Origin of the sequence: Variovorax saccharolyticus, from assembly GCF_030316765.1 — a bacterium.
GTDB classification, from domain to species: Bacteria; Pseudomonadota; Gammaproteobacteria; order Burkholderiales; family Burkholderiaceae_C; genus Variovorax; species Variovorax saccharolyticus.
This window is the reverse complement of the sequence record NZ_JASZYT010000001.1, coordinates 788,791-810,929: the sequence shown is the minus strand read 5'-3', so window position 1 is coordinate 810,929 and position 22,139 is coordinate 788,791. Positions and strand designations below refer to the sequence as shown.

At 68.6% G+C, this 22,139-nt stretch carries 25 protein-coding genes; 14 read left to right on the top strand and 11 right to left on the bottom strand.

Annotated features, from left to right (window positions below):
- Positions 1-4: 4 nt before the first annotated feature.
- From ybgC to QTI45_RS04000, 6 genes are read left to right on the top strand one after another with little or no spacing between them, the layout of a single operon-like run.
- Positions 5-457 (top strand): tol-pal system-associated acyl-CoA thioesterase, encoded by a 453-nt coding sequence (gene ybgC, locus QTI45_RS04020; RefSeq protein ID WP_286367466.1) that lies wholly within the window; start codon positions 5-7, stop codon positions 455-457.
- Positions 454-1,167, top strand: coding sequence for a protein TolQ (gene tolQ / locus QTI45_RS04015; RefSeq protein WP_286367465.1), 714 nt, complete (start codon positions 454-456; stop codon positions 1,165-1,167). The genes ybgC and tolQ overlap by 4 nt, the downstream gene beginning before the upstream one ends.
- Positions 1,168-1,183: 16 nt before the next feature.
- Positions 1,184-1,621, top strand: a complete 438-nt coding sequence (locus QTI45_RS04010) for an ExbD/TolR family protein (RefSeq protein WP_286653565.1) — start codon at positions 1,184-1,186, stop codon at positions 1,619-1,621.
- Positions 1,621-2,589 carry a cell envelope integrity protein TolA gene (gene tolA / locus QTI45_RS04005; protein ID WP_286653564.1) on the top strand — a complete coding sequence of 323 codons (969 nt, stop codon included), beginning with the start codon at positions 1,621-1,623 and terminating at the stop codon, positions 2,587-2,589. Before QTI45_RS04010 ends, tolA begins: the two co-directional genes overlap by 1 nt.
- Entirely contained in the window at positions 2,481-2,726 is a 246-nt protein-coding gene (locus QTI45_RS35315; RefSeq protein WP_353621286.1) for a type II toxin-antitoxin system HicA family toxin, read from the top strand. The genes tolA and QTI45_RS35315 overlap by 109 nt, the downstream gene beginning before the upstream one ends.
- A 7-nt stretch (positions 2,727-2,733) precedes the next feature.
- Complete coding sequence (locus tag QTI45_RS04000; protein WP_286653563.1) at positions 2,734-2,946, top strand: type II toxin-antitoxin system HicB family antitoxin; 213 nt, start codon at positions 2,734-2,736, stop codon at positions 2,944-2,946.
- 5 nt (positions 2,947-2,951) lie between these two features.
- Here the strand turns inward: QTI45_RS04000 and QTI45_RS03995 are convergent, their stop codons facing one another.
- Together QTI45_RS03995 and dnaE are read right to left on the bottom strand one after the other, a co-directional pair.
- A complete protein-coding gene (locus QTI45_RS03995) occupies positions 2,952-3,512 on the bottom strand; it encodes a phosphatase PAP2 family protein (RefSeq protein ID WP_286653562.1) in 561 nt (186 codons plus the stop codon).
- Positions 3,513-3,514: 2 nt separating this feature from the next.
- Positions 3,515-7,015, bottom strand: coding sequence for a DNA polymerase III subunit alpha (gene dnaE, locus QTI45_RS03990; protein ID WP_286653561.1), 3,501 nt, complete (start codon positions 7,013-7,015; stop codon positions 3,515-3,517).
- Positions 7,016-7,077: 62 nt separating this feature from the next.
- On the opposite strand from dnaE, the gene QTI45_RS03985 reads away from it, so the two are divergent.
- Positions 7,078-7,863, top strand: coding sequence for a sulfurtransferase (locus tag QTI45_RS03985; RefSeq protein WP_286367459.1), 786 nt, complete (start codon positions 7,078-7,080; stop codon positions 7,861-7,863).
- Between the two features lie 14 nt (positions 7,864-7,877).
- Here QTI45_RS03985 and QTI45_RS03980 read toward each other — a convergent pair whose 3' ends face one another.
- The 4 genes from QTI45_RS03980 to QTI45_RS03965 all read right to left on the bottom strand — a co-directional run bounded on the left by QTI45_RS03980 (position 7,878) and on the right by QTI45_RS03965 (position 10,623).
- Positions 7,878-8,792: a pirin family protein gene (locus QTI45_RS03980; RefSeq protein WP_286367458.1), complete on the bottom strand. Its 915-nt coding sequence runs from the start codon at positions 8,790-8,792 to the stop codon at positions 7,878-7,880.
- A gap of 29 nt (positions 8,793-8,821) precedes the next feature.
- The gene (locus QTI45_RS03975; RefSeq protein WP_286367457.1) at positions 8,822-9,373 is read right to left on the bottom strand and encodes a flavodoxin family protein; all 552 of its coding nucleotides are present in this window, start codon (positions 9,371-9,373) and stop codon (positions 8,822-8,824) included.
- 74 nt (positions 9,374-9,447) lie between these two features.
- A complete protein-coding gene (locus QTI45_RS03970) occupies positions 9,448-9,885 on the bottom strand; it encodes a DoxX family protein (protein WP_286367456.1) in 438 nt (145 codons plus the stop codon).
- Positions 9,886-9,921: 36 nt separating this feature from the next.
- Positions 9,922-10,623, bottom strand: coding sequence for a pirin family protein (locus QTI45_RS03965; RefSeq protein ID WP_286367455.1), 702 nt, complete (start codon positions 10,621-10,623; stop codon positions 9,922-9,924).
- 144 nt (positions 10,624-10,767) lie between these two features.
- Here QTI45_RS03965 and QTI45_RS03960 point away from each other — a divergent pair, with 144 nt between their 5' ends.
- The 4 genes from QTI45_RS03960 to trmB are packed head-to-tail and all read left to right on the top strand — an operon-like array spanning position 10,768 to position 14,519.
- Positions 10,768-11,721, top strand: a complete 954-nt coding sequence (locus QTI45_RS03960) for a LysR family transcriptional regulator (RefSeq protein WP_286367454.1) — start codon at positions 10,768-10,770, stop codon at positions 11,719-11,721.
- A 49-nt stretch (positions 11,722-11,770) separates the two neighbouring features.
- The gene (locus QTI45_RS03955) at positions 11,771-12,841 is read left to right on the top strand and encodes an NAD(P)/FAD-dependent oxidoreductase (RefSeq protein ID WP_286653560.1); all 1,071 of its coding nucleotides are present in this window, start codon (positions 11,771-11,773) and stop codon (positions 12,839-12,841) included.
- A 14-nt stretch (positions 12,842-12,855) separates the two neighbouring features.
- Positions 12,856-13,770, top strand: coding sequence for a tRNA glutamyl-Q(34) synthetase GluQRS (gene gluQRS, locus QTI45_RS03950; RefSeq protein WP_286653559.1), 915 nt, complete (start codon positions 12,856-12,858; stop codon positions 13,768-13,770).
- A complete protein-coding gene (gene trmB, locus QTI45_RS03945; protein ID WP_286653558.1) occupies positions 13,767-14,519 on the top strand; it encodes a tRNA (guanosine(46)-N7)-methyltransferase TrmB in 753 nt (250 codons plus the stop codon). The genes gluQRS and trmB overlap by 4 nt, the downstream gene beginning before the upstream one ends.
- 10 nt (positions 14,520-14,529) lie before the next feature.
- Here the strand turns inward: trmB and QTI45_RS03940 are convergent, their stop codons facing one another.
- The gene (locus QTI45_RS03940; protein ID WP_286367450.1) at positions 14,530-14,970 is read right to left on the bottom strand and encodes a hypothetical protein; all 441 of its coding nucleotides are present in this window, start codon (positions 14,968-14,970) and stop codon (positions 14,530-14,532) included.
- Positions 14,971-15,197: 227 nt separating this feature from the next.
- Here QTI45_RS03940 and QTI45_RS03935 point away from each other — a divergent pair, with 227 nt between their 5' ends.
- Positions 15,198-16,376: an ABC transporter substrate-binding protein gene (locus tag QTI45_RS03935; RefSeq protein WP_286653557.1), complete on the top strand. Its 1,179-nt coding sequence runs from the start codon at positions 15,198-15,200 to the stop codon at positions 16,374-16,376.
- Positions 16,377-16,430: 54 nt separating this feature from the next.
- On the opposite strand, the gene QTI45_RS03930 is transcribed toward QTI45_RS03935, so the two are convergent.
- Positions 16,431-17,153 (bottom strand): Crp/Fnr family transcriptional regulator, encoded by a 723-nt coding sequence (locus tag QTI45_RS03930; protein ID WP_286653556.1) that lies wholly within the window; start codon positions 17,151-17,153, stop codon positions 16,431-16,433.
- 112 nt (positions 17,154-17,265) lie between these two features.
- Between QTI45_RS03930 and QTI45_RS03925 the strand changes: the two genes are divergently transcribed.
- Both QTI45_RS03925 and QTI45_RS03920 read left to right on the top strand, forming a co-directional pair.
- The gene (locus QTI45_RS03925; protein ID WP_286367447.1) at positions 17,266-17,859 is read left to right on the top strand and encodes an HD domain-containing protein; all 594 of its coding nucleotides are present in this window, start codon (positions 17,266-17,268) and stop codon (positions 17,857-17,859) included.
- 21 nt (positions 17,860-17,880) lie between these two features.
- Entirely contained in the window at positions 17,881-18,648 is a 768-nt protein-coding gene (locus QTI45_RS03920; protein WP_286367446.1) for a class II aldolase/adducin family protein, read from the top strand.
- Here the strand turns inward: QTI45_RS03920 and QTI45_RS03915 are convergent, their stop codons facing one another.
- From QTI45_RS03915 to QTI45_RS03905, 3 genes are read right to left on the bottom strand one after another with little or no spacing between them, the layout of a single operon-like run.
- Positions 18,649-19,944 carry an MFS transporter gene (locus QTI45_RS03915; RefSeq protein WP_286653555.1) on the bottom strand — a complete coding sequence of 432 codons (1,296 nt, stop codon included), beginning with the start codon at positions 19,942-19,944 and terminating at the stop codon, positions 18,649-18,651.
- Positions 19,945-19,996: 52 nt separating this feature from the next.
- Positions 19,997-21,103: a porin gene (locus tag QTI45_RS03910; RefSeq protein ID WP_286367444.1), complete on the bottom strand. Its 1,107-nt coding sequence runs from the start codon at positions 21,101-21,103 to the stop codon at positions 19,997-19,999.
- A 35-nt stretch (positions 21,104-21,138) separates the two neighbouring features.
- The gene (locus tag QTI45_RS03905) at positions 21,139-22,107 is read right to left on the bottom strand and encodes a PDR/VanB family oxidoreductase (RefSeq protein ID WP_286653554.1); all 969 of its coding nucleotides are present in this window, start codon (positions 22,105-22,107) and stop codon (positions 21,139-21,141) included.
- Positions 22,108-22,139: the final 32 nt, after the last annotated feature.

Sequence of the window (22,139 nt, the reverse complement as noted above, 5' to 3'; positions counted from 1 at the left end):
CCGAATGAGCTTCGCGCTGCCCATCCGCGTCTACTGGGAGGACACCGATGCCGGTGGCATCGTGTTCTATGCCAACTACCTGAAGTTCATGGAGCGCGCCCGCACCGAGTGGCTGCGCTCCCTGGGCATCGCCCAGCGCCAGCTGCGCGAGGACACGGGCGGCATCTTCGTGGTCAGCGAGACGCAGCTCAAGTACCACCGTCCGGCCCGGCTCGACGACGAACTGCTGGTTACAGCCGAGCTGCGTCAAATCGGCTCGGCGTCACTGATAATCGCCCAGCGCGTGCTATCAAATTCGGAGCAAGACGCAGCATCGGGCCCTGCCCTGCTGTGCGAAGGCACGATCCGCATCGGCTGGGTCGATGCGGCCAGCCTGCGGCCCGCACGCATCCCGCGCCAGGTTTCGGGAACCCTCGAGCGCTTCGCGGGCTCCATGTCTCAACCTCTCAAGCCATGAATCAACAAGACCTGTCGATACTCTCCCTCCTGCTCCACGCCAGCCTGCCGGTGCAGCTCGTGGTGCTGCTGCTGATCGTGGTGTCCGTCGCCAGCTGGGCGGCCATCTTCCGCAAGTACTTCGCGCTCAAGCGCACCCGCTCGCTCAACGAGGAGTTCGAGCGCGACTTCTGGTCCGGCACCAGCCTCAACGAGCTGTTTTCCTCGGCGGCCCAGAACGCCAAGTTCGCCGGCCCGATGGAGCGCATCTTCGCCTCCGGCATGCGCGAATACCAGAAGCTGCGCGAGCGCCACGTGTCCGACACCGGCACCCTGCTCGACGGCTCGCGCCGCGCCATGCGCGCCAGCTACCAGCGCGAGCTCGATGCGGTCGAGCAGAACCTGTCCTTCCTCGCCACGGTCGGCTCGGTCTCGCCCTATGTGGGCCTGTTCGGCACGGTCTGGGGGATCATGCATGCCTTCACCGGCCTCGCGGCACTGGCGCAGGTGACGCTCTCCACCGTGGCGCCCGGCATCGCCGAGGCGCTGGTCGCCACCGCGATCGGCCTGTTCGCGGCGATCCCGGCGGTCGTCGCCTACAACCGCTTCGCCCGCGAGATCGACAAGATCGCGATCGCCCTCGAGACCTTCATCGAAGAGTTCTCGAACATCCTGCAGCGCAACCTGACGGCCCACGTGAGCCCGGCGACGGTGACCCCGGCCGGCCGCTGAACCGGAGCACCGCACCATGCCCGCCATGTCCTCCCGCGGCCGCGGCCGCCGCACGATCAACGAGATCAACATGGTCCCGTTCATCGACGTGATGCTGGTGCTGCTGATCATCTTCATGGTCACGGCGCCGCTGATCACGCCGAGCGTCATCAACCTGCCGAGCGTCGACAAGGCCAACAAGCAGCCCGATCGCCCGATCGAGATCGTGATCAAGAGCGATGACGAGGTACAGGTCAAGAAGGACCCGTCCACCGGCAGCGGCGGCACCTCGATCCCGATGACCCAGATCGGCGCCGCCGCCAAGCAGGCCCAGGGCGGCGACGCCGACCGGCCGGTGGTCATCAGCGCCGACAAGTCCGTCAAGTACGAGACCGTGGTGAAGGCCATGAACCAGCTCAAGCGCAGCGGCATCGAGCGCGTCGGCCTGTCGGTCCAGACCACCGGCGCGAAGTGATGTCGCTGGCCGCCGACCGTCCCGAATTCGCTCCGCCGCCGCAGCGCGGCACGCCGCGCGCCGTGGTGCTGGCGCTGATCGCCCACGCCTTGCTGATCGCGGCCCTGACCTGGGGCGTGAGCTGGCGGCGCGAGGCCGAGAACGATGCGGTCGAGGCCGAGCTGTGGTCGACCACCGTGCAGCAGGCCGCGCCGCGCGCCGTGGCGCCGGTCCCCGTGCCGCCGCCGCCGACCCCGACGCCGGCCCCACCACCCCCTCCGCCGCCCCCGCCACCGCCCCAGGCGGTCAGGCCGCCGGACCCGACGCCGGTGCCGAAACAGCCCGACATCGCCCTCGAGCGCGAAAAGAAGCTCAAGGAGCAGAAAGAGCGCGAGCGCGAACTCGAGCAGCAGGCCCAGCAGCAGAAGAAGCTCGAGGCGGCCAAGAAGGCGGCCCAGGAAAAGCGCGAGGCCGAGGCCCGCGAGCGCGCCGAGGACGAGGCCGAGCGCAAGAAGGAAGAGCAGAAGAAGCTCGCCGACCAGAAGCGCAAGCAGGAGGCCGAGGCCGCCAAGCAGGCCGAAGCCGCGAAGAAGAAGGAAGCCGAGGCCAAGCAGGCGGCGCAGGCCGCGGCCGACCGCGCGGCCACTCTGAAGCGCATGCAGGCAATGGCCGGCTCGGGCGGCGAAGGCACGGCGGCCAGGTCGTCGGGCCCTTCGGGCAGCTATGGCGGCAAGGTCGCCGCGGCGGTGCGGCCCAATGTCGTGTTTCCCGATGCCGACCTGGTGAGCGGCAATCCGGGCGCCGAGTTCGATGTCCGGCTGGCACCCGACGGCACCATCGTCGGCACCCCGCAGCTGGTCAAGTCGAGCGGGCTCGCGAACTGGGACGACGCCGCCCTGCGCGCCTTGCAGAAGACCGAAAAGCTGCCGCGCGACATCGACGGCACGGTGCCGCCACGGCTGATCGTGACGCTGCGGCCGAAGCGCTGAGCCCGCCTGCAAAGGCGTACCAGGAGTTCAAGCACGCGAGCAAGCCCGGCCGTGTGACTGTCGCGGGCAAACCCAGCGCCGATCTCGCACCTGGGACCCTGAACAGCATCCGGAAGCAAGCCGATCTGAAATCGTGAGGTCCCTATGCGCTACGCCGTCGTTATCGAGAAAGCCCAGAGCAACTACTCTGCCTACGTTCCGGATCTTCCGGGCTGCGTGGCCACCGGGGAAACGGTCGCCGAGGTCGAAGCGGAAATCAAGGAAGCGATCGCATTCCACATCGACGGGCTGCGCGAAGATGGCCTGCCGGTCCCCGAACCCGCCAGCCAGGTCGAGTACGTGGAGGTTGAGGCGTAGAGCTCCTACAGGAGTTCGTGATCCGACCTGGAATTGGCAATGCCGGGCAGTTGTGCGATCAGGAAGTGCGCAGCGATCGCTGCCAAGCACCCGATCGCCACGCCGACCGCGATGTCCAGCGGATAGTGCACCCCGACCACCACGCGCGCGATGCTCACGAGGCCCGCCAGCGCGAGCAGCACGGCGCCGACCGCGCGGTATCTGGCAACCAGCAGGAACGAGCAGGCCAGCGCCACGTAGGCGGTCGCATGGCTGCTGGGAAAGGACGGGCTGCCGACATGCATCATGTGCGGAATGCCGAGGCCGTTCTCGAACGGACGTGGCCGGTCCCACACCATCGCGATGAGTTCGCAGGCCAGGCTGCCGATGGCGATCGCCAGCAAACCGACCAGGACCGGCCGCACGACCGGCCGCCAGCGGTGCAGCGCGAGGCCGAGCAGGAGCGCCAGCAAGAACCAGTGGGCGTGGACCGCCAGCAGGTGTCCCGACTCGACGACCCACTCATGCGCGTCCGCGTCGGCGTTCAGCAGCAGGAACAGTTGGCGGTCGAGAGACCACATGGCCATCGCTACTCGTAGACCACGGCCGCCCTGCCCGCGTCGGCCTGCGCCATCCAGCTGGCCAGCGCCGCGTCGGTGGGGAAGAACTTCGCGCGCTCGCCCAGCTGCAGCTCGACCTGGGCACCGCCGCGGGCCATCGACAGGCGCACGCCCAGCCCCTGCTGCAGGTCGCCATGCTCGCTCTGCTCGGTGCGCGGCGGGAAGTCCTTCACGAGCCGCGCGATGTCCGGCGCCTTGCCGTTGACCGCGACGCGCAGGAACTTGCCGAAGCGGCAACGCGCGCTGGCAAGGTCCCACACCTGCTGCACCTGGAAGCGGGCCTCGAAGCCGCCGCGTCCGGGCTGCAGGCGGCCGCTCACGATCACCAGTTCGTCGTCCTTGAGCACGTTGCGGTTGGCGTTGAACAGCGCCTCGTCGGCGGTGGCGTCGATCGCGCCCGACTTGTCGTCGAGCTTGAAGATCGCGAGCCGGCCGCGCTGGCCGTTGATGACGCGGAAGTCGCTCACGATGCCCGCGATCACTTGCGGATCGCGGCTGTCGAGCAGGTCGTCGATCTGGCGCTTGCAGAAGCGCCGCACCTCGTGCGACACCTCGTCGAACAGGTGGCCCGAGAGATAGAAGCCGACCGCCGTCTTCTCGTAGGTGAGCCGTTCCTTGACGCCCCAGGGCGTGGCGTCGACGAGCTCGGGCTCCTGGGTGGCCGAGCCGTGTTCGCAGTCGCCGAAGATGTCGGCCTGCGCCACGTTGGCCTGGGTCGCGTTGGCGAACTCGAAGGCGCGGTCGACCGAAGCGACCAGCGAGGCGCGGTTCTGCTGCAGCGAATCGAAGGCGCCGGCCTTGATCAGCGCCTCGACCGTGCGCTTGTTGATGCGCTGGCGATCCACGCGCACGCAGAAGTCGAACAGGCTCGTGAACGGGCCGCCCTCCTCGCGCGCCTTGACGATCGCCTCGACCGCGAGCTGGCCGGTGCCCTTGACGGCGCCGAGCCCGTAGCGGATCGAGCGGTCATCGACCGGCTCGAAGCGGTAGTTGCCGCGGTTCACGTCCGGCGGCTCGAAGCTCATGCCGAAGTTCTTCTGCGCGTCCTCGAACAACACCTTGAGCTTGTCGGTGTCATCCATTTCCACCGTCATGTTGGCGCAGAAGAACTCGGCCGTGTAGTGGACCTTGAGCCAACCCGTGTGATACGCCAGCAGCGAGTAGGCGGCCGCGTGCGACTTGTTGAAGCCGTAGCCCGCGAACTTCTCCATCAGGTCGAAGATCTCGTCGGCCTTCTTCTGGTCGATGTCGTTCTTGGCCGCGCCCTTGCGGAAGATCTCGCGGTGCTCGGCCATCTCCTCGGCCTTCTTCTTGCCCATCGCGCGGCGCAAGAGGTCGGCGCCGCCGAGCGAGTAGCCGCCGAGGATCTGCGCGGTCTGCATCACCTGCTCTTGGTAGACCATGATGCCGTAGGTCTCGGAGAGCATCTCGGCCACCAGCGGGTGCGGATACTCGACCGGCTCGCGCCCGTGCTTGCGCGCCACGAAGCTGGGGATCAGGTCCATCGGGCCCGGACGGTAGAGCGCGTTCAGCGCGATCAGGTCTTCGAGCCGGGTCGGCCGCGCGTCCTTCAGCATGCCCTGCATGCCGCGCGATTCGAACTGGAACACGGCCTCGGTCTTGCCCTCGGAGAACAGCTTGTACGTGGGCACGTCGTTGAGCGGAATGTTCTCGAAGGCGAAGTTCTCCTGGCCCTTGTGGCGGGCGACGATGAAGTCCTTGGCGATCTCCAGGATGGTCAGCGTGGCCAGGCCCAGAAAGTCGAACTTGACCAGGCCCACGGCCTCGACGTCGTCCTTGTCGTACTGGCTCACGGCCGAGTCGCTGCCCGGCTGCTGGTAGAGCGGGCAGAAGTCGGTGAGCTTGCCCGGCGCGATCAGCACGCCGCCCGCGTGCATGCCGATGTTGCGTGTCATGCCTTCGAGCTTCTGTGCCAGCTCGACCAGCATGCGGACTTCTTCTTCCTTCTCGATCCGGGCCGCGAGCTGCGGCTCCGCCGCGATGGCGTACTTTTCCCGGTCGGCCTCCGACAGGTCAGCGGGCGGGTACTGGATCGTCACCGGCTTGCCCGGCTTGTTCGGGATCAGCTTGCTGATGCCGTCGCAGAACATGTAGCTCATGTCGAGCACGCGGCCGACGTCGCGGATCGCGGCCCGTGCGGCCATGGTGCCGAAGGTGGCGATCTGGCTCACCGCATCGCGGCCGTACTTGTCCTTGACGTAATCGATGACGCGGTCGCGGTTGCCCTGGCAGAAGTCGATGTCGAAGTCGGGCATCGAGACCCGCTCCGGGTTCAGGAAACGCTCGAACAGCAGCTTGTATTCGAGCGGGTCGAGGTCGGTGATCTTGAGCGCATAGGCGACCAGCGAGCCGGCGCCCGAGCCCCGGCCCGGACCGACCGGGCAGCCGTTCTTCTTGGCCCAGTTGATGAAGTCGCCGACGATCAGGAAGTAGCCCGGGAAGCCCATCTTGAGGATGGTGTTGATCTCGAACTCGAGCCGCTCGACGTAGCGCGGGCGCTCGGCATCGCGCTTGCCCGCGTCCGGATACAGGTGCGCCAGGCGCTCTTCGAGCCCCTCGAAGGAGGCGACCCGGAAGTACTCCTCGATCGGCATGCCGTTGGGCGTCGGGAAATTCGGCAGCTGCGGCTTGCCGAGCACCAGCGTGAGGTTGCAGCGCTTGGCGATCTCGACCGTGTTGGCCAGCGCGCTCGGCACATCGGCGAACAACTGCGCCATTTCGGCCGAGGACTTGAAGTACTGCTCGCGCGTGAACTTGCGCACCCGCCGCGGGTTGCCGAGGATCTCGCCTTCGGAAATGCAGACCCGCGCCTCGTGCGCCTCGTAGTCGTCGGCGGTGGCGAACTGCACCGGATGGGTCGCGACCACCGGCAGCTTGAGGCGCGCGGCGAGCTTGACGGCCGCGATCACGTGCGGCTCGTCCTCGGGCCGGCCGGCCCGCTGCAGCTCGATGTAGAAGCGGTGCGGGAACAGGCCGGCGAGCTGCAGCGCGACCTCGGCCGCGCGCTCTTCCTGGCCCTGCAGCAGCGGCGCACCCAGCGGCCCGGCCTGCGCGCCCGACAGCGCGATCAGCCCGCCCTGCAGCTCTTCGAGCCAGGCCAGCTTGCAGGCCGCCTGGGCCTGGCCGCGGCCGACGTTCTGGGTCCAGGCACGCGCCAGCAGTTCGGACAGGTGCAGATAGCCTTCCTTGTTCTGCACCAGCAGCACGATGCGCGTGAGAGCGCCGGGCTCGGCGCCCAGCCCTTCGAGGTAGACCTCGGCGCCCAGCACCGGCTTGACGCCCTTGCCGCGCGCCTCCTTGTAGAACTTGACGGCGCCGAAGAGGTTGTTGAGGTCGGTGATCGCCAGCGAGGGCTGGCCGTCGGCGGCCGCGGCCTTGACGACTTCATCGATGCGGTTGGTGCCGTCGACGACGGAAAACTCGGTGTGCAGGCGCAGGTGAACGAACATCCGGCCATTGTAGAAAAGGCTGCCTCCACGATGTGATGCGGGCATCCCTACAATCGCGCCCCGTGCAAGAAATACTGAACATCGCGGCTTACAAGTTCGTCGGCATCGCCGACGGCGCCGACCTTCGCGAGCAGCTGCGGGCCCGCACCCATGCGCTCGCGCTCAAGGGCACCATCCTGCTCGCGCCCGAGGGCATCAACCTCTTTCTCGCCGGAGAAAAGGACCAGGTCCGCACTTTTCTCGGCGAACTGCGCGCCGATCCCCGCTTTGCCGACCTCGAAGCCAAGGAAAGCTGGTCGCAGGCGCAGCCGTTCCGGCGCATGCTGGTCAAGCTGAAGCGCGAGATCATCCGGATGGACCATCCGGCGATCCAGCCGGCCGCGGGCCGGGCGCCGGGGGTCGACGCCGCTACGCTCAAGCGCTGGCTCGACCAGGGGCACGACGATGCCGGCAAGCCGATCGCGCTGCTCGACACCCGAAACGCCTTCGAGGTCGATCACGGCACCTTCGACGGCGCGATCGACTGGCGCATCGGCAAGTTCACCGATTTCCCGAAGGCCCTGAAGCAGCACGCCGACGAACTGGCCGGCAAGACCGTGGTCAGCTTCTGCACCGGCGGCATCCGTTGCGAGAAGGCGGCGATCCTGATGCGCGAAGCCGGCGTCGCCGACGTGCTGCAGCTCGAAGGCGGGATCCTCAAGTACTTCGAGCAGGTCGGCGGCGCGCACTACCACGGCGAATGCTTCGTGTTCGACGGCCGCGAGTCGCTGGCGCCCGACCTGAGCGCACGCGCGAACCGCGCCAGCGCGCGCGCGCCCGAAGACCCGGACCTGGCCCGAAAGGGCTGAAAACGGTCCCGGGCTCAGGCCGGCGTGGTGCCGCTGTCGGCCGCCTGCTGCACCTGGAACGGATGCCCCGGCAGCGGAATGAACTCGGTCTCGCCGGGCACCTGACCCATGCGCTGGGCGGCCCAGTCGGCGCCGGCCTCGAGGATGCGCTCGCGCCGGCTCGAGACGAAGTTCCAGGTGATGAAGCGCGGCCCGTCGAGCGGCTCGCCGCCGATGACCACCAGCCGCACCGGGCCCTGCGCCGCCAGCACGCCGCCACGGCCTTCGGGCAGCACCGCCATCGTGTGCTGCGGCACGGCTTCGCCGTCGAGCGTGATGTCGCCATCGACCGGATAGACCGCGAGTTCGGCTGCCAGCGCCGGCAGTTCGAAGCGCGCGCCGGCGGGCAGCGCCAGGTCGAGATACACGGTCTTGGAGAAGGTCGCCACCGGCGAACGCGCGCCGAAGGCCTCGCCGATCAGCACCCGCACCGGCACGCCCTGCACCTCGAGCGCCGGGATGTCCGCCGCCGCGGTGTGCGTGAAGCTGGGCTCGGCCTCTTCGTGGGCCTGCGGCAGTGCGGCCCACAGCTGCAGGCCGTGATTCACGTAGGTGGCGTCGAGCAGCGCTTCGGGCTTGCGCTCCGAATGCACGATGCCGCGCCCGGCGGTCATCCAGTTGATGGCGCCGGGGCGGATCTCCTGCACGCTGCCGAGGCTGTCGCGATGCATCATCGCGCCTTCGAAGAGATAGGTGACGGTCGCCAGTCCGATGTGCGGATGCGGGCGCACGTCGTGCTCGGAGCCGGCCGTCTCGGTCGCCGGTCCGAAGTGGTCGAAGAACACGAAGGGGCCGACCGCGCGGCGCTTGGCCGCCGGCAGCACGCGCCGCACCTTGAAGCCTCCGCCCAGGTCCTTGTCGTGGGGTTGAAGCAGAAGCGGTTCGGTCATCGGGGGTTCTCCGTGGGGCGGTTGCGGAATCAGCCCCGCGATCTTGCCACTTCCGCTACGCGCTCGCCGAATGCGCGCGCGGTGTCGAAGTCACCGCGGGCCATCTCGGCGGGGCTCGCATCGGTGGGCGATGTGGTCAGCAGGCCGTTGTAGCCGCCGACGTAGTTGATCGAATCGCGCGTCGCCGCCTTGTTGTTGCTCGGCATGAGCCCGAGGCTGACCCACAGGCCGCCATGCTGCATGGCCAGGTGCCAGAGATAGGTGAGCGTGGCGTCCTTGTCGCCGTTCATGGCGGCGCTGTTGCTGAAGCCGGCGAAGAGCTTGTCCTTCCAGCCCTGGACGAACCAGACCTTGGAGGAGGCATCGGCGAACTTCTTGAACTGCCAGCTCGGCCCGCCCATGTAGGTGGGCGAGCCCATGATGATCGCGTCGGCCGCCGCCAGCAGTTCCCAGCCGTGGGCCGGGAGATTGCCGTCGGCGTCGATCGCGAGCAGGTGGGCCTCCGCTCCATCGGCCACCGCCTGCGCGATTCGCTGCGTATGGCCGTAGCCCGAATGAAACACTACGACGATGTCCGCCATCGATTGGTCCTGGAAGAAAAAACAGATCGCGCATCGTACGCAAAGCCCGGCCTGCGCAGCCGGGCCCGGGGAACTTACTTCCTGTCGATCGAGAAGCGGCCGGCGCCGAGCGCGGCGATCGCGAACAGACCGCCGGCGATCGCGATGTTCTTGAAGAACATCAGCTGGTTGATGTACGCCTTGTCGGCGGGCATCGCCCAATAGTTGTGGAAGAACACCGCGGTCGCGACCGTGAACACCGCCAGCACGATCGACACGATGCGCGTCTTGTAGCCGACCAGCAGCAACAGGCCCAGACCGAGCTCGACGACGATCGCGATGACCGCGCCGAGCTGCGGCAGCGGCAGGCCGACGGCGCCGATGTAGCCGACGATGCCGGCGAAGCCGCCGATCTTGGCGAAGCCGGCCGGCACGAAGAGCAAGGCGATCAGCACGCGGCCGAGCAGCGCGAGCGAATCCTGCGTGGCGCCGGCGGCGGGTGCAGCGGCGTAGGGGGCAGTGGTGGTGGACATGGGATGGACTCCTCTGGGTTGAAAAAAAGTTGAAATTCAGGCGGCGAGATCGAACACGAGCACTTCGGCATCCTTCGCGGCGCCGAGCCTCAGCTGGCTCTCGCCTTCGAGCAGCGCGGCATCGCCGGAAGCGAGCTTCGTGCCATTGGCTTCGAGCTCGCCGCGCACCAGGTGCACGTAGCTCTTGCGCTTCGGGTCCAGCGCCAGGCTGGCTTGTTCATCGCCGTCGAGCAGGCCTGCGAACAGGCGGGCGTCGGCATGCACCAGCACCGAGCCTTCGGCGCCGTCGGGCGACGCGACCAGGCGCAGCTTGCCGCGCTTCTCCTCGTTGGTGAAGCTCTTCTGCTCGTAGCCGGGCGCGATGCCGCGCACGTTCGGCTCGATCCAGATCTGCAGGAAGTGCGTCGTTTCGTCGGCCTTGTGATTGAACTCGCTGTGCATGACACCGCGGCCGGCGCTCATGCGCTGGACATCGCCGGGCGGGATCGATTCCACGTTGCCCATGCTGTCCTTGTGCGCCAGTTCGCCCGACAGCACGTAGCTGATGATCTCCATGTCCTTGTGGCCATGGGTGCCGAAGCCGGCGCCCGCGGCGACACGGTCTTCGTTGATCACGCGCAGGTTGCCGAAGCCCATGTGGGCCGGGTCGTAGTAGCCAGCGAACGAGAAACTGTGGAACGAGCGCAGCCAGCCGTGATCGGCATAACCGCGTTCCTGGGATTTGCGAACCTTCAACATCTTCGAACTCCTGCCCTCCGGGGAGGGCCTTTCGATATGCCGCGCCCTGTGCGCAGCGGATGACTGAACTTTAGGGCCCGCTCCCCCTGCTGAAAGCGCGCCGCTTTGATGGCATCATTCAATTATTTTGAATGCCCGAAGGCCATGCCCACTGCCCGTGACGTACTGACGCCCGATGCCTTCGCGATGCTGCAGACCGTGGCAAGCACCGGCAGCTTCGCCGCCGCCGCCCGCTCGCTGGACCTGGTGCCGAGCGCGCTGAGCTACCGGGTCCGGCTGATCGAGGACGCGCTGGACGTGCTGCTGTTCGACCGCAGCGGGCGCCAGGCCAGGCTGACCGAGGCCGGCGTCGAACTGCTGCGCGAATCGACCCGGCTGCTGGGCGAGATCGACGCCGTCGCCAACCGGGTCAAGCGCATCGCCACCGGCTGGGAGCCGATGCTGACGATCGCGGTCGACAGCGTGATCGCGCGCGATCCGCTGCTCGATCTGGTCAACGCCTTCTATGCCCTCGAGCCGCCGACCCGGCTCAAGCTGCGCGACGAGACCCTGCTCGGCACCATCGAGGCGCTGAGCAGCGGCGAAGCCGACCTGGCGGTGGGTTCGGTGCTCGACGCCGCCAGCCTGGCCTTCACCGCCACCGGCATCCGCAGCCGGCCGCTGGGCGAGCTGGCCTTCGTCTACGCGGTGGCGCCGCACCATCCGCTGGCGCGGCTGGCCGAACCGCTCAGCGACGAGGTGCTGCGCGCGCATCGCGCGGTGGCCGCGGCCGACTCGTCGCGCTCGGGGCCGAGCATGACGGTCAACCTGGTCGGCGGCCAGGACGTGCTCACGGTGCCGACCATGCAGGCCAAGCTCGCGGCCCAGCTGCATGGGCTCGGCGGCGGCTTCCTGCCCGAGCCGATGGCGCGGCCCTACATCGAGGCCGGCCACCTGGTCGAGCGCCGGACCGAGCGCGTGCCGCCGGTCGCCACCATGCACTGCGCCTGGCGCGTGCGCAGCGCGGGCAGCCCGGGGCGCGCGATGCAGTGGTGGCTCGAGCGCTTCGAGCACGAAGGCACGCGGCGCGCCCTGCTGGAACGCCACCGCGGCCGATGACCGGCAGATGACCGGTTAGAGTCACCTCAACCAACCGAGAGAGACCGCCATGACCATCCGACCCGCTGCCGACCGCCATCGATCCACCGCCTCGCGCCACTACGCCGTCGTCGGCGCCGGCATCGCCGGCGTGGCCTGTGCCCGAACGCTGCTGCAGGCCGGTCACCGCGTGACCGTGTTCGAGCGCGAGGCCGCCACCGGCGGCCGCATGGCCAGCGAATCGACGCCCTTCGGCCGCTTCGACAGCGGCGCCCAGTACTTCACGGTGCGCGATCCGCGCTTTGCGCGCGTGCTGGAAACCACCCCCCAGATCTGCAAGCCCTGGAGCGCCAACCTGGTGCGCGTGCTGGACGCCCACGGCCGCGTCGCCGAGGCCGCCCTGCCCGCACGCGAACCGCATTTCGTCGCCCAGCCCGGCATGGATGCGCTGGTCGCCCATTGGGCCCGGCCGCTGGGCGACGCGCTGCTGACGGGCACCCAGGTGACGCAGATCGAGCCCGATGCGCTCGACGGCAAGCGCTGGCAGCTGCGCACCGCGGGCGCCGATGAATCGCAGCATGTCTATTCGGGCTTCGACGCGGTGCTGCTCGCCGTGCCGCCGGCCCGGGCCCGTGCCCTGCTCGGCGATGGCCGCCTGTCCACCGACCTGAGCGCCAAGATCGATGCGGTTCGCATCGCGCCGTGCTGGACCCTGATGATCGCCTTCCCGCAGGCCAACCAGCCGACGCTGTCGCACCTGGGCCCGCAATGGAATGCCGCCCGCAGCACCCATCATCGCGTGGCCTGGCTGGCGCGCGAGTCCTCCAAGCCCGGACGCGACCCGATCGAGCGCTGGACCCTGCAGGCCAGCGCCGCCTGGTCGCAGGAACACCTGCGCGACGACGCCGCGCGGGTCGAGGCCAAGCTGCTGCGCGCCTTCGCCGAAATCACCGGCATCCGGGCCGAGCCCTCGCACGCCCAGGCGCGCTGCTGGCCCGAGGCGCAGACCCAGGTGCCGGTGGGCAAGCCGTTCTTGTGGGACGCCAAGGCGCGCATCGGTATCGCCGGCGACTGGTGCACCGGCCACCGGGTCGAGGATGCCTTCCTGTCGGGCCTGACGCTGGCGCTCAAGGTGGCCTGAATCCCCTTCCGTCGATGCTTCGAGTCGGTCGTTTCGCGCCCTCGCCGACCGGGCCGCTGCATGCCGGCTCGCTGGTCGCGGCGCTCGCCAGCTGGCTCGACGTGCGGGCCCGCGGCCCGCGAGCGCGCTGGCTGGTGCGGATCGAGGACGCCGACACCGAGCGCTGCCTGCCCGGCCTGGGCGAGCGGATCCTCGCGCAGCTGGCCGATTGCGGCCTGCTGCCCGACGACCCGCCGGCGTGGCAGACCCGGCGCACCGATCACTACCAGCGCGCGCTCGACCGGCTGGTGGCCAGCCAGTGGGCCTATCCCTGCGGCTGTTCGCGCAAGGACATCGAACAGGCATTGGCCGAACGCGGCATCGCCCACGCGCGCCACGGCGAGCGCGTCTATCCCGGCACCTGCCGCACCGGCCTGCACGGCAAGCCGGCACGCGCCTGGCGCTTCGCGACCACGCGCTTCGAGGCCGCCCGCGGCGATGCCATGCTGCGCTGGAACGACCGCCGCCTCGGCGCCCGGCAACAGGCGGTCGGCAGCGAGGTCGGCGATTTCGTGCTGAAGCGCGCCGACGGGCCCTGGGCCTACCAGCTCGCGGTGGTGGTCGACGACGCCGACCAGGGTGTCACCGACGTGGTGCGCGGCGAAGACCTGGCCGACAACACGGCGCGCCAGATCCTGCTGCAGAGTGCCCTCGGGTTCGCGACGCCGAGCTACCTGCACACGCCGCTGGTGCTGGCCGCCGACGGCGACAAGCTGTCCAAGCAGAATGGCGCCGCGCCGCTTGCGACCGCGACGCCGGCCGAGGCGCTGGCCGCCCTGCAAACCGCAGCCGGCGTGCTCGGCCTGGGCCCTGCCGAGGCGGCGACGATCGCCGAATCGCTCGCGTCCTGGGTGGCCCGGTGGCGCGATCTCTACAATCCGCCGCCGTGACTCCCAGTTCTTCCACCGATCTCCCCGCCGACCCGCCGGCCGCTGCGCCCGCTGGCGACAAACCCACCGGCGAGGCGCATCCGCTGCACCGCAGGCTCAAGAGCTTCGTCAAGCGAGGCGGCCGCACCACCGAAGGCCAGGCCCGCGCCTACGAGCTGTTCGGCCCGCAGTTCCTGCTGCCCTACCGCCCCGAAACGCTGGACTACGGCGCCGCCTTCGGCCGCCAGGCCCCGACCGTGCTCGAGATCGGCTTCGGCATGGGCGAGGCGACCGCGCACATCGCCGGGCTGATGCCCGAAAAGAACTTCCTCTGCTGCGAGGTGCACGAACCGGGCGTCGGCGCGCTGCTCAAGCGCATCGGCGAGCAGCAGCTGCAGAACATCCGCATCTGCGCCCACGACGCAGTCGACGTGCTCGACCACATGCTGCCGCCGGCCTCGCTGGCGGGCGTCCACGTGTTCTTCCCGGATCCCTGGCACAAGACCCGGCACAACAAGCGGCGCCTGATCCAGCCGCCGTTCGTGCGCAAGCTGGCCGACCGGCTGGCGCCCGGCGGCTATCTGCACTGCGCCACCGACTGGCAGCCCTACGCCGAGCAGATGCTCGAAGTGCTGTCGGCCGAGCCGCTGCTGCGCAACACGGCCGCGGGCTATGCGCCCAAGCCCGAGTACCGGCCGCTGACCAAGTTCGAGAATCGCGGCCTCAAGCTCGGCCACGGGGTCTGGGACGTCGTTTTCGAGCGCGTCTGAGCCTGGCCCTTCAGTGGGTCAGGGTGGGCAGCTGGCCCGCCGGCACCGGTTCGACGCCCTGCGCCTGCAGCACGTTCTTCTGCGCCGCCATGATCAGCGCGGCGCGGTAGGCGGAGCGGCTCGCGATCTTGGTGTGCGTGATCAGCGCCTGCCACTCGCGTTCGAGTTCCGGGTCGCTGCGGTCGGTGTTGCGGCGGTTCAGCAGGGTCTGGCTGACGTCGACCAGGGCCGCAGCCGAACTCAGGCAGATATTGACCGCGGTCTGCGCGGCGCTGCGCCGGAAACGCTGCTCTTCGGTCTGGGCGGCGGTGCGCAAGGCCTCCAGCGGCAGATTGGCCGTAGGGCCCAGATAGGGTTCGCCCTGGAGTTCGCTGTCGGCGTGGGCCAGCACTTTCTCGATGGCGACCAGCGCGCTTTCCAGCAGTGCGATTTCGGTTGACGTTTTCTTCATGTGATCCATCCGGAGCCATTCCGGTTCAGCCCGGATATTGACAGGGGGAAGCGCATTTCCACTGTGCAATAAGCCACATCCGAAATACAAAAGTTAACAGTTTGCGGTTGCCATGGCCGCCACGGGCGCGGTCCAGACCGAGCCGGGATTGCCGAACGTGATTTAGTACCTTCGTGTATGGAATCGAAGTTGCTACATTTTTTGAAAGATGTAGCGAAAGGCTTCCGATGATTCTCACTCGCAGAACCTGGCTGGCGAAGTCCGGCGCGGCGCTGCTGCTCGGCGGCGGCCTCGCCGCCACCGCCGGACGCGGCCATGCCCAGTCGACGGCGCGCCCCGCTGCTGCGGCGCGCACCGTGGTTCTCGGGCAGTCGGTGCCCCTCACCGGCGCCGCCAGCGAGATCGGACTGGCCTTCGCCGCCGGCGCGCGGCTGTTCGCCACCGAATACAACGAAAGCGCTGCCGCCGCCGCCGGCGGCATCCAGCTCAAGCTGGTGCAGCTCGACGACGGCTACGACGCCGCCCGCGCCGGCACCAATGCGCGCGCCCTGCTCGGCAGCCACAAGGCAGACCTGCTGTTCGGCTTCGTCGGCACCGCCAGCAGCGACGCCGGCGCCGAGGTCGCGACGCAGCAGGGCAATGTGCTGTTCGCTCCCTTCGCGGCGGCCGACAACCTGCGCGGCGCCGCGCATCCCAACGTGTTCCATGTCCGGCCGAGCATGGCCGACGAGGCCTTCAAGATCGTGCGCCAGTGCGAGACGGTCGGCCAGACCCGCATCGCGCTGATCGGCGACGACGACGCGATGGGCCGCGCCGGCCTGGCGGCGGTCCAGCAGGCGATGAGCGACCTCAAGCTGGCACCTCTGGTGGCCAGCGCGCTGGTGCCGGCCGGCGGCGACAAGGTCGATGCGGCGCTGGCCGCGGTGCAGAAACAGTCGCCCCAGGCTATCGTGCTGGTCTCGCTCTCGACCACCACCGCCGACGTGATCCGCCGCCTGCGCAAGAGCGGCTATGCGGGCAGCTTCACGGCCTTCTCGATCGTCGGCATCGATCCGCTCTATGCGGCGCTCGGCAAGGACATCGGCGGCATCGTGATCTCGCAGGTGGTGCCGTCGCCGCGACCGTCGGCGATCCCGATCGTCAAGGAGTACCTGGCTGCGGTCGACAACTCGGACCAGGCGCCTTCCTACGAAGGCCTCGAGGGCTTCATCGCCACCAAGGCCGCGGCCGAGGCCGTGCGCCGCGCCGGCAAGGGCTTCACGCCGGTCGCGCTGCAGCGCGCGATGGCCGGGATGACGGACTACGACGTCGGCGGCTTCCGCATCAACCTGCGCCCGGGCCTGCGCGATCCCGGACGCAGCATCGACCTGATCAGCATCACCAAGGATGGGCGGGTGCTGCGCTGACCGTTGCGCTGCGGCGCCGATTGACGGCCGATCGTCGGGCAAGCCGAACGGCCGCTAACCGGTGCTGCCGAGCTGCTGCAGCCTGTCGAGCGACAGCAGCTCGATGCGCCCGTAGCCGAGCGCGATCACGCGCTCGCGGGCCAGCGCGTTGAGCTCTTTCGACAGCGTCTGCCGGGTCACCCCGAGCATCATCGCCAGCGCCTCCTGCGGCAATGCCACCGAGATCCTGGCAACCGGCGCCTGGGTGGCATCGCCGCGCGCCAGCGCCAGCAGCCGGCGCGCCACGCGGGCCCGCAGCCCGCGCAGCGTGGCGTCTTCCATCAACCCGTAGAGGCCGCGCACGCGGGCCGCGAGCAGGGCCGCGACCGCCCGGCCGAAAGGCGCACCCTGCATCAGCTGCGCGAAGGCCTGGTGCGGCACCACCAGCAGGTCGAGCGCGCTGAGCGCCGTGGCGTCATGGGTGCGCGGCGAGCCGTCGATCAGGCTGATCTCGCCGAACCAGTTGCCGGGCTCGAGCACCGCGAGGATGGCCTCGCGGCCGTCCTGGCGCAGGGTCGATATCTTGATCATCCCTGCGGCCAGCCCGTAGAAGCCGCCGCCGGCCGCGTTCACCGGATCGCCCTGCCTGAACACCATCGCGCCGCGCCGCAGGTGGATCAGCTCGGCGGCGCCGAGCAGGCTTTCGCGCTGCCCGCGCGACATCGACGCGAACCACGGATTGGCCTCCATCGCCGCGCGGTGCGCGGCGGATAGTCGGGACCTGGGAGGCTGGGGCATGGGGGTCGTCCGGGGGTTTACCAGAGCCTTCCATTGTCAAATTCTTGACAGTTGAGCGTCAAGTGCGGGTCTACAGTGGGCCGCCACACACGAAGATCCACGGAGACACACGATGAATGCCAGAGCGAATTTCGTCCGCATGCAGGACAGCACGCAAGACGACTGGAGGCTGATCGGCGGCGAGTTCATGCAGTTCGCACAGGGCCTGCCCGGGCGCGTGATCAAGCACCTGCAGATCCTCGAGGGCGACTACGGCGGCTTCCCGATCGACCGCTACAGCCATTCGCTGCAGACCGCCACCCGCGCCTTGCGCGACGGCCGCGACGAGGAGTACGTGGTCTGCGCCCTGCTGCACGACATCGGCGACACGCTGGGCACCATGAACCACCCGGACATCGCGGCCGCCATCCTCAAGCCCTTTGTGAGCGAGGAGAACCACTGGATGGTGGCCCACCACGGCATCTTCCAGGGCCACTACTTCTTTCACCATATCGGCCTCGACCGCGACCTGCGCGAGAACTTCCGCAGCCATCCCTGCTTCGACCGCACCGCCGAGTTCTGCGAGCTCTACGACAACCCGGCCTTCGACCCGAAGGGCGAGACCCTGCCGATCGGCGAGTTCGAGCCGATGCTCCGGCGCGTGATGGCCCAGCCGAAGCAAAGCATCTACAAGGCCGCGCAGCAACCCGCCGCCGCTGCCGCCTGACCCCTTTCCCAGGAGACCCCCATGAACGCCAGCACCCCGACCGAAATCCAGAAACTCGTCAGCGCCGAAGAATGGCAGCTGCGCGTCGACCTCGCCGCCTGCTACCGCCTGGTCGCCCTGTACGGCTGGAGCGACCTCGTCTTCACGCACATCAGCGCCCGCGTGCCCGGCCCCGAGCACCATTTCCTGATCAACCCCTACGGCCTGATGTTCGACGAGATCACGGCCTCGAGCCTGATCAAGGTCGACCAGGACTGCAACAAGGTGATCGACTCGCCCTACCCCGTGAACCCGGCCGGCTTCGTGATCCACAGCGCGGTGCATGCGGCCCGCGAGGACGTGCAGTGCGTGCTGCACACCCACACGCGCGCCGGCATCGCGGTCAGCGCGCAGAAGAACGGCGTGCTGCCGATCAGCCAGCAGTCGACCTTCGTGCTGGCCTCGCTGGCCTATCACGACTACGAGGGCGTGGCCTTCCGCGATGACGAGAAGCCGCGCCTGCAGGCCGACATGGGCAGCGCGAACTTCCTGATGCTGCGCAACCATGGCCTGCTGACCGTCGGCAAGACCGTGGCCGACGCCTTCCTGAGCATGTACACCTTCGAGAACACCTGCCAGATCCAGATCGCGGCGCAGGCCGGCGGCGGCGAATTGACGCAGGTCGATCCGCGCATCGTCGAAGGCGTCGGCCACGCGATGAAGGTCCAGACCGGCGGCATGGGCGGGGCCTTCGTCTGGCCCTCGCTGATCCGCAAGCTGGACCGCGTCGACGCCAGCTACAAGAACTGATCAGGCCGGCGTCGGGTGCATGCCCGAGGCACCCAGCGCCCGCTCGCGCCACCACAGCACGAAGCCGCAGGCAAACACCACCGCCTGCGTGCCGATCAGCAGCGCGAAGCCGGCGAAGAAGCCGTGCGCCGCACCGCCGGAGGCCCCCGGGCCCGCCGACACCAGGCTGATCACGCTGCCCATCAGCGCCGGCATGAAGCCCGCGACCAGGCTGCCGGTGCCGTTGACGACGCCGAAGGCACTGGCCACATGCTCGGGGCGGGCGCAGTACTGCACCGTGCTGGGGATCGCCGGGCTCTGCAGGCCCCAGCAGAAATTGGCCGCGATCAGGCAGTAGGCGGCGGCGTAGGGGTCGTGCACGTTGATCGCCAGCAGCACCGACAGCGCCACGCCCACGCTCGCCGCCATGAAGATGAACGGCACGCGCTGGCGGTCGATCCGGTCGATCAGCACGCCGCCGAGCAGCACCGCGAGCACTGTGGCGTACTGCGGCAGCGAGGCCAGCCAGCCCATCTCCTTGAGCGAGAAGCCGCGCACCTCCTTGAGGTAGGCCGGCAGCCAGTTGCTGCTGCCCCAGAGGTAGGCCAGCGTGGCTGAGGTCAGCACCGTGATCAGCACCAGGTAGCGCGTGTGCAGCGCGCCCTTGACGATGTCGCCGACCCGGCTCATCGCGTCGCCGAAGGATTTCGGCTTCGCCTGGCCGGCGTAGGCGGCCGGCATCTTCACGAAGGCGATCACCAGCGGGATGCCCAGCGCGATGTTCAGCACGCCGAGTACGTGGAAGGAAGTCTCCCAGTCGAAGCTGACGAGCAGGTAGCCGATCAGCGGATAGCCGAGCGCGAGGCCGAGCCCGGTGCCCATGTTGACGAAGGAGTTCGGCTTGCCGTTCTCGTGGCTTTCGAAGTGCGCCTTGATGTAGGACGAAGCGAGCGAGAACAACGGCCCCTCTGAGACGCCAAGCAGGATCCGCGACGCCAGGAGCATGCCGTAGCCGTTGAACCACGGCGTGATGAAGGTCACCACGCCCCACAGCACCAGCCCGAGGATCAGGCTCCTGCGGACCCCGAACAGGGCGGCGCAGAACGGCGTCAGCACGAAGGCCGAGACGCCATAGCCGATCATGAAGGCGGTGGCCAGCAAACCCTGGCTGACCCGGTCCGTCGAGGCGATGCCGATGTGCTGCAGGAAGGCGGCATCGGTGATCAGCACCGCGATGTTGATCCGGTCGACGTAGGAGATCGCGACGATCACGAACAGCGTGATGACGCCGTACCAACGGAATGCTCTGGGGTGCATGGTTCAGGTCTCGTTTGTGGCGGCAGCGGGGGCTTCGCCCCCCGCTGCCGGGCTAGAAGGCGTGGCGCAAGCCGAACTCCGTGCCGCGCGATCCGTGGTCCGGCGACGTGAGCACACCGCCGAGGGTCTGGGCCGAGCCGTTGCTGTTGCTCAGCCACGCGGCGGTCGCATAGACCGCGCTGCGCTTGGACAGGTTGTAGACATAGCCAAGTGCGAACTTGCCGACGGTCGGCCGCGGCAGGTTGAAGCCCGGTTCCCGGCGGTACCACGCATACGAGGCCTTGATCTCGCCGGCGCCGACCGGCAGGTTGAAGCCCAGCAGCGCGCCCTTGCCGTCGACCTCGCCGAGCGACTCGGTGTAGTACTCGCCCATCACCCTCACGCCCATGAAGGCGGCGAAGGTATAGGAAGCGCCGAGATTCGTGACCCTCAGGTCGCCGACCGCATACTTTGTGCGTCCGGTCGAGAGCGCCACGTTGAACGGGCCGTTGAGATAGCCCACGCGCATCCCGGTGTAGTCGCCGTCGTCCTCGATCGACAGCGGCACGGGCCCGGGCAGCACGGCGTTCGAGGGGTTCTCGCCCAGCGCCACCATCAGCTGTCCGTAGAAGCCGCCGAGCGTGGGCGGCAGGAAGTAGCCGACGCTGTTCGAGGCCCGCGTGCCGGTGGGTGCGCTCAGGCCGCCCAGGCTGGTGAAGTAGATCTGGTTGGCACCGATGCCGCCGCCGGTCCCGAAGGGGTCGAACAAGGCCGTGTTCCAGAACGTCGGCGTGTAGTCGCGGCCCAGCCGCACTTCGCCGAAGACGCCTGAGAGGCTCACGGTCGAACGGCGCCCATAGATCAGCCCGCCGTCGCCGACGTTGCCGTTGCGCTGGTTGTTGGTGTTGGTGCCGAAGCTGGTGCCGGTATCGTTCTGCAGGCCGGACTCGAGCCAGAAGCTCGCCGCCAGGCCGCCGCCGAGGTCTTCGGTGCCCCGGAAGCCGAGCCGGCTGAAGGTGTTGGAGCTGTTGGTGAGCTGCCATCTGCTCGACGACACCGGGCCCGACCCGGTGGTGTAGGTGACTGCCGCGTCGACGACGCCGAACAATGTCACGCTCGATTGCGCGCTGGCCCAGGACACGGCTGCGCAGGCGGCCGCGGCCACCAAGGATCTCTTCATGTCTTCCTCCCCCTGTTGATGAACTCTTCTTCGCCCTAGATGTCCAGCACCAGCGGGCCGCGCTTGCAGCCCGAGACGCAGATCATCATGGTCTTGTTCGACGCCCGCTCCAGCTTGGTCAGGATGCCGTCGTGGTGGTCGACCTCGCCTTCGAGCACCTTGGTCTCGCAGGCGCCGCACACGCCTTCCTTGCAGCTGTGGTCCGGATTCAGGCCGGCGTCGATCAGGCTGTCGAGGATCGACTTGCCGGGCGGCACCTCGACCGACTTGCCGCTCTTGGCGCACTGCACCACATAGCTCTGGGTGGCGCTCGGCGCCTCGACGTGCACGGCCGCGAAACGCTCGATGTGGGCGTTCGGGTAGCCGAGCTGCTCGCAGGTCTTCTCGAAGTTGTCGAGCATCGGCGTCGGGCCGCAGCAGTAGTAGTGGCTGTCGGCGCCCTTGCCGGCGAGCAGCGCCGCCAGGTCGGGCGGTCCGCCCTTCTCTTCGTCGAAATGCCAGGCGAGCGGAATGCCCTTCTCGGCCGCCAGCGCGGCAATCGATTCGCAGAAGGCGGACTCCTTGCGCGAGCGCGCGCAGTACAGGAGCTCGACCGGCTTGCCGATGTCGGCCAGCCGCTGCAGCATGCACCAGATCGGGGTCACGCCGATGCCGCCGGCCACCAGCACCGAACGCTCCGCGCCCTCCTCGAGCTTGAAGTTGTTGCGCGGCTGCGAGATCGCGAGCGTCATGCCCACGCGCAGCTGCTGGTGCACGTAGCGCGAGCCACCGCGGCTCTTGCGGTCGTTCAGCACGCCAACCACGTAGCGCTGGCGGTCGGTCGAGGGGTTGCACAGCGAGTAGCTGCGCACCAGCCCGTTGGGCAGGTGCAGGTCGATGTGGGAGCCGGCCTCGAAGGCGGGGAAGTCCACCTCGGGCGATGCCGGGCGGAACTCGACGCTGACGATGCCGTCCGCTTCGTAGCGCATCGTGTGCACCAGGGCGTTCAGCGTGGGAGAAGACATGACTTAAACCTCGAGGAAGGGCTTTTCAGTGG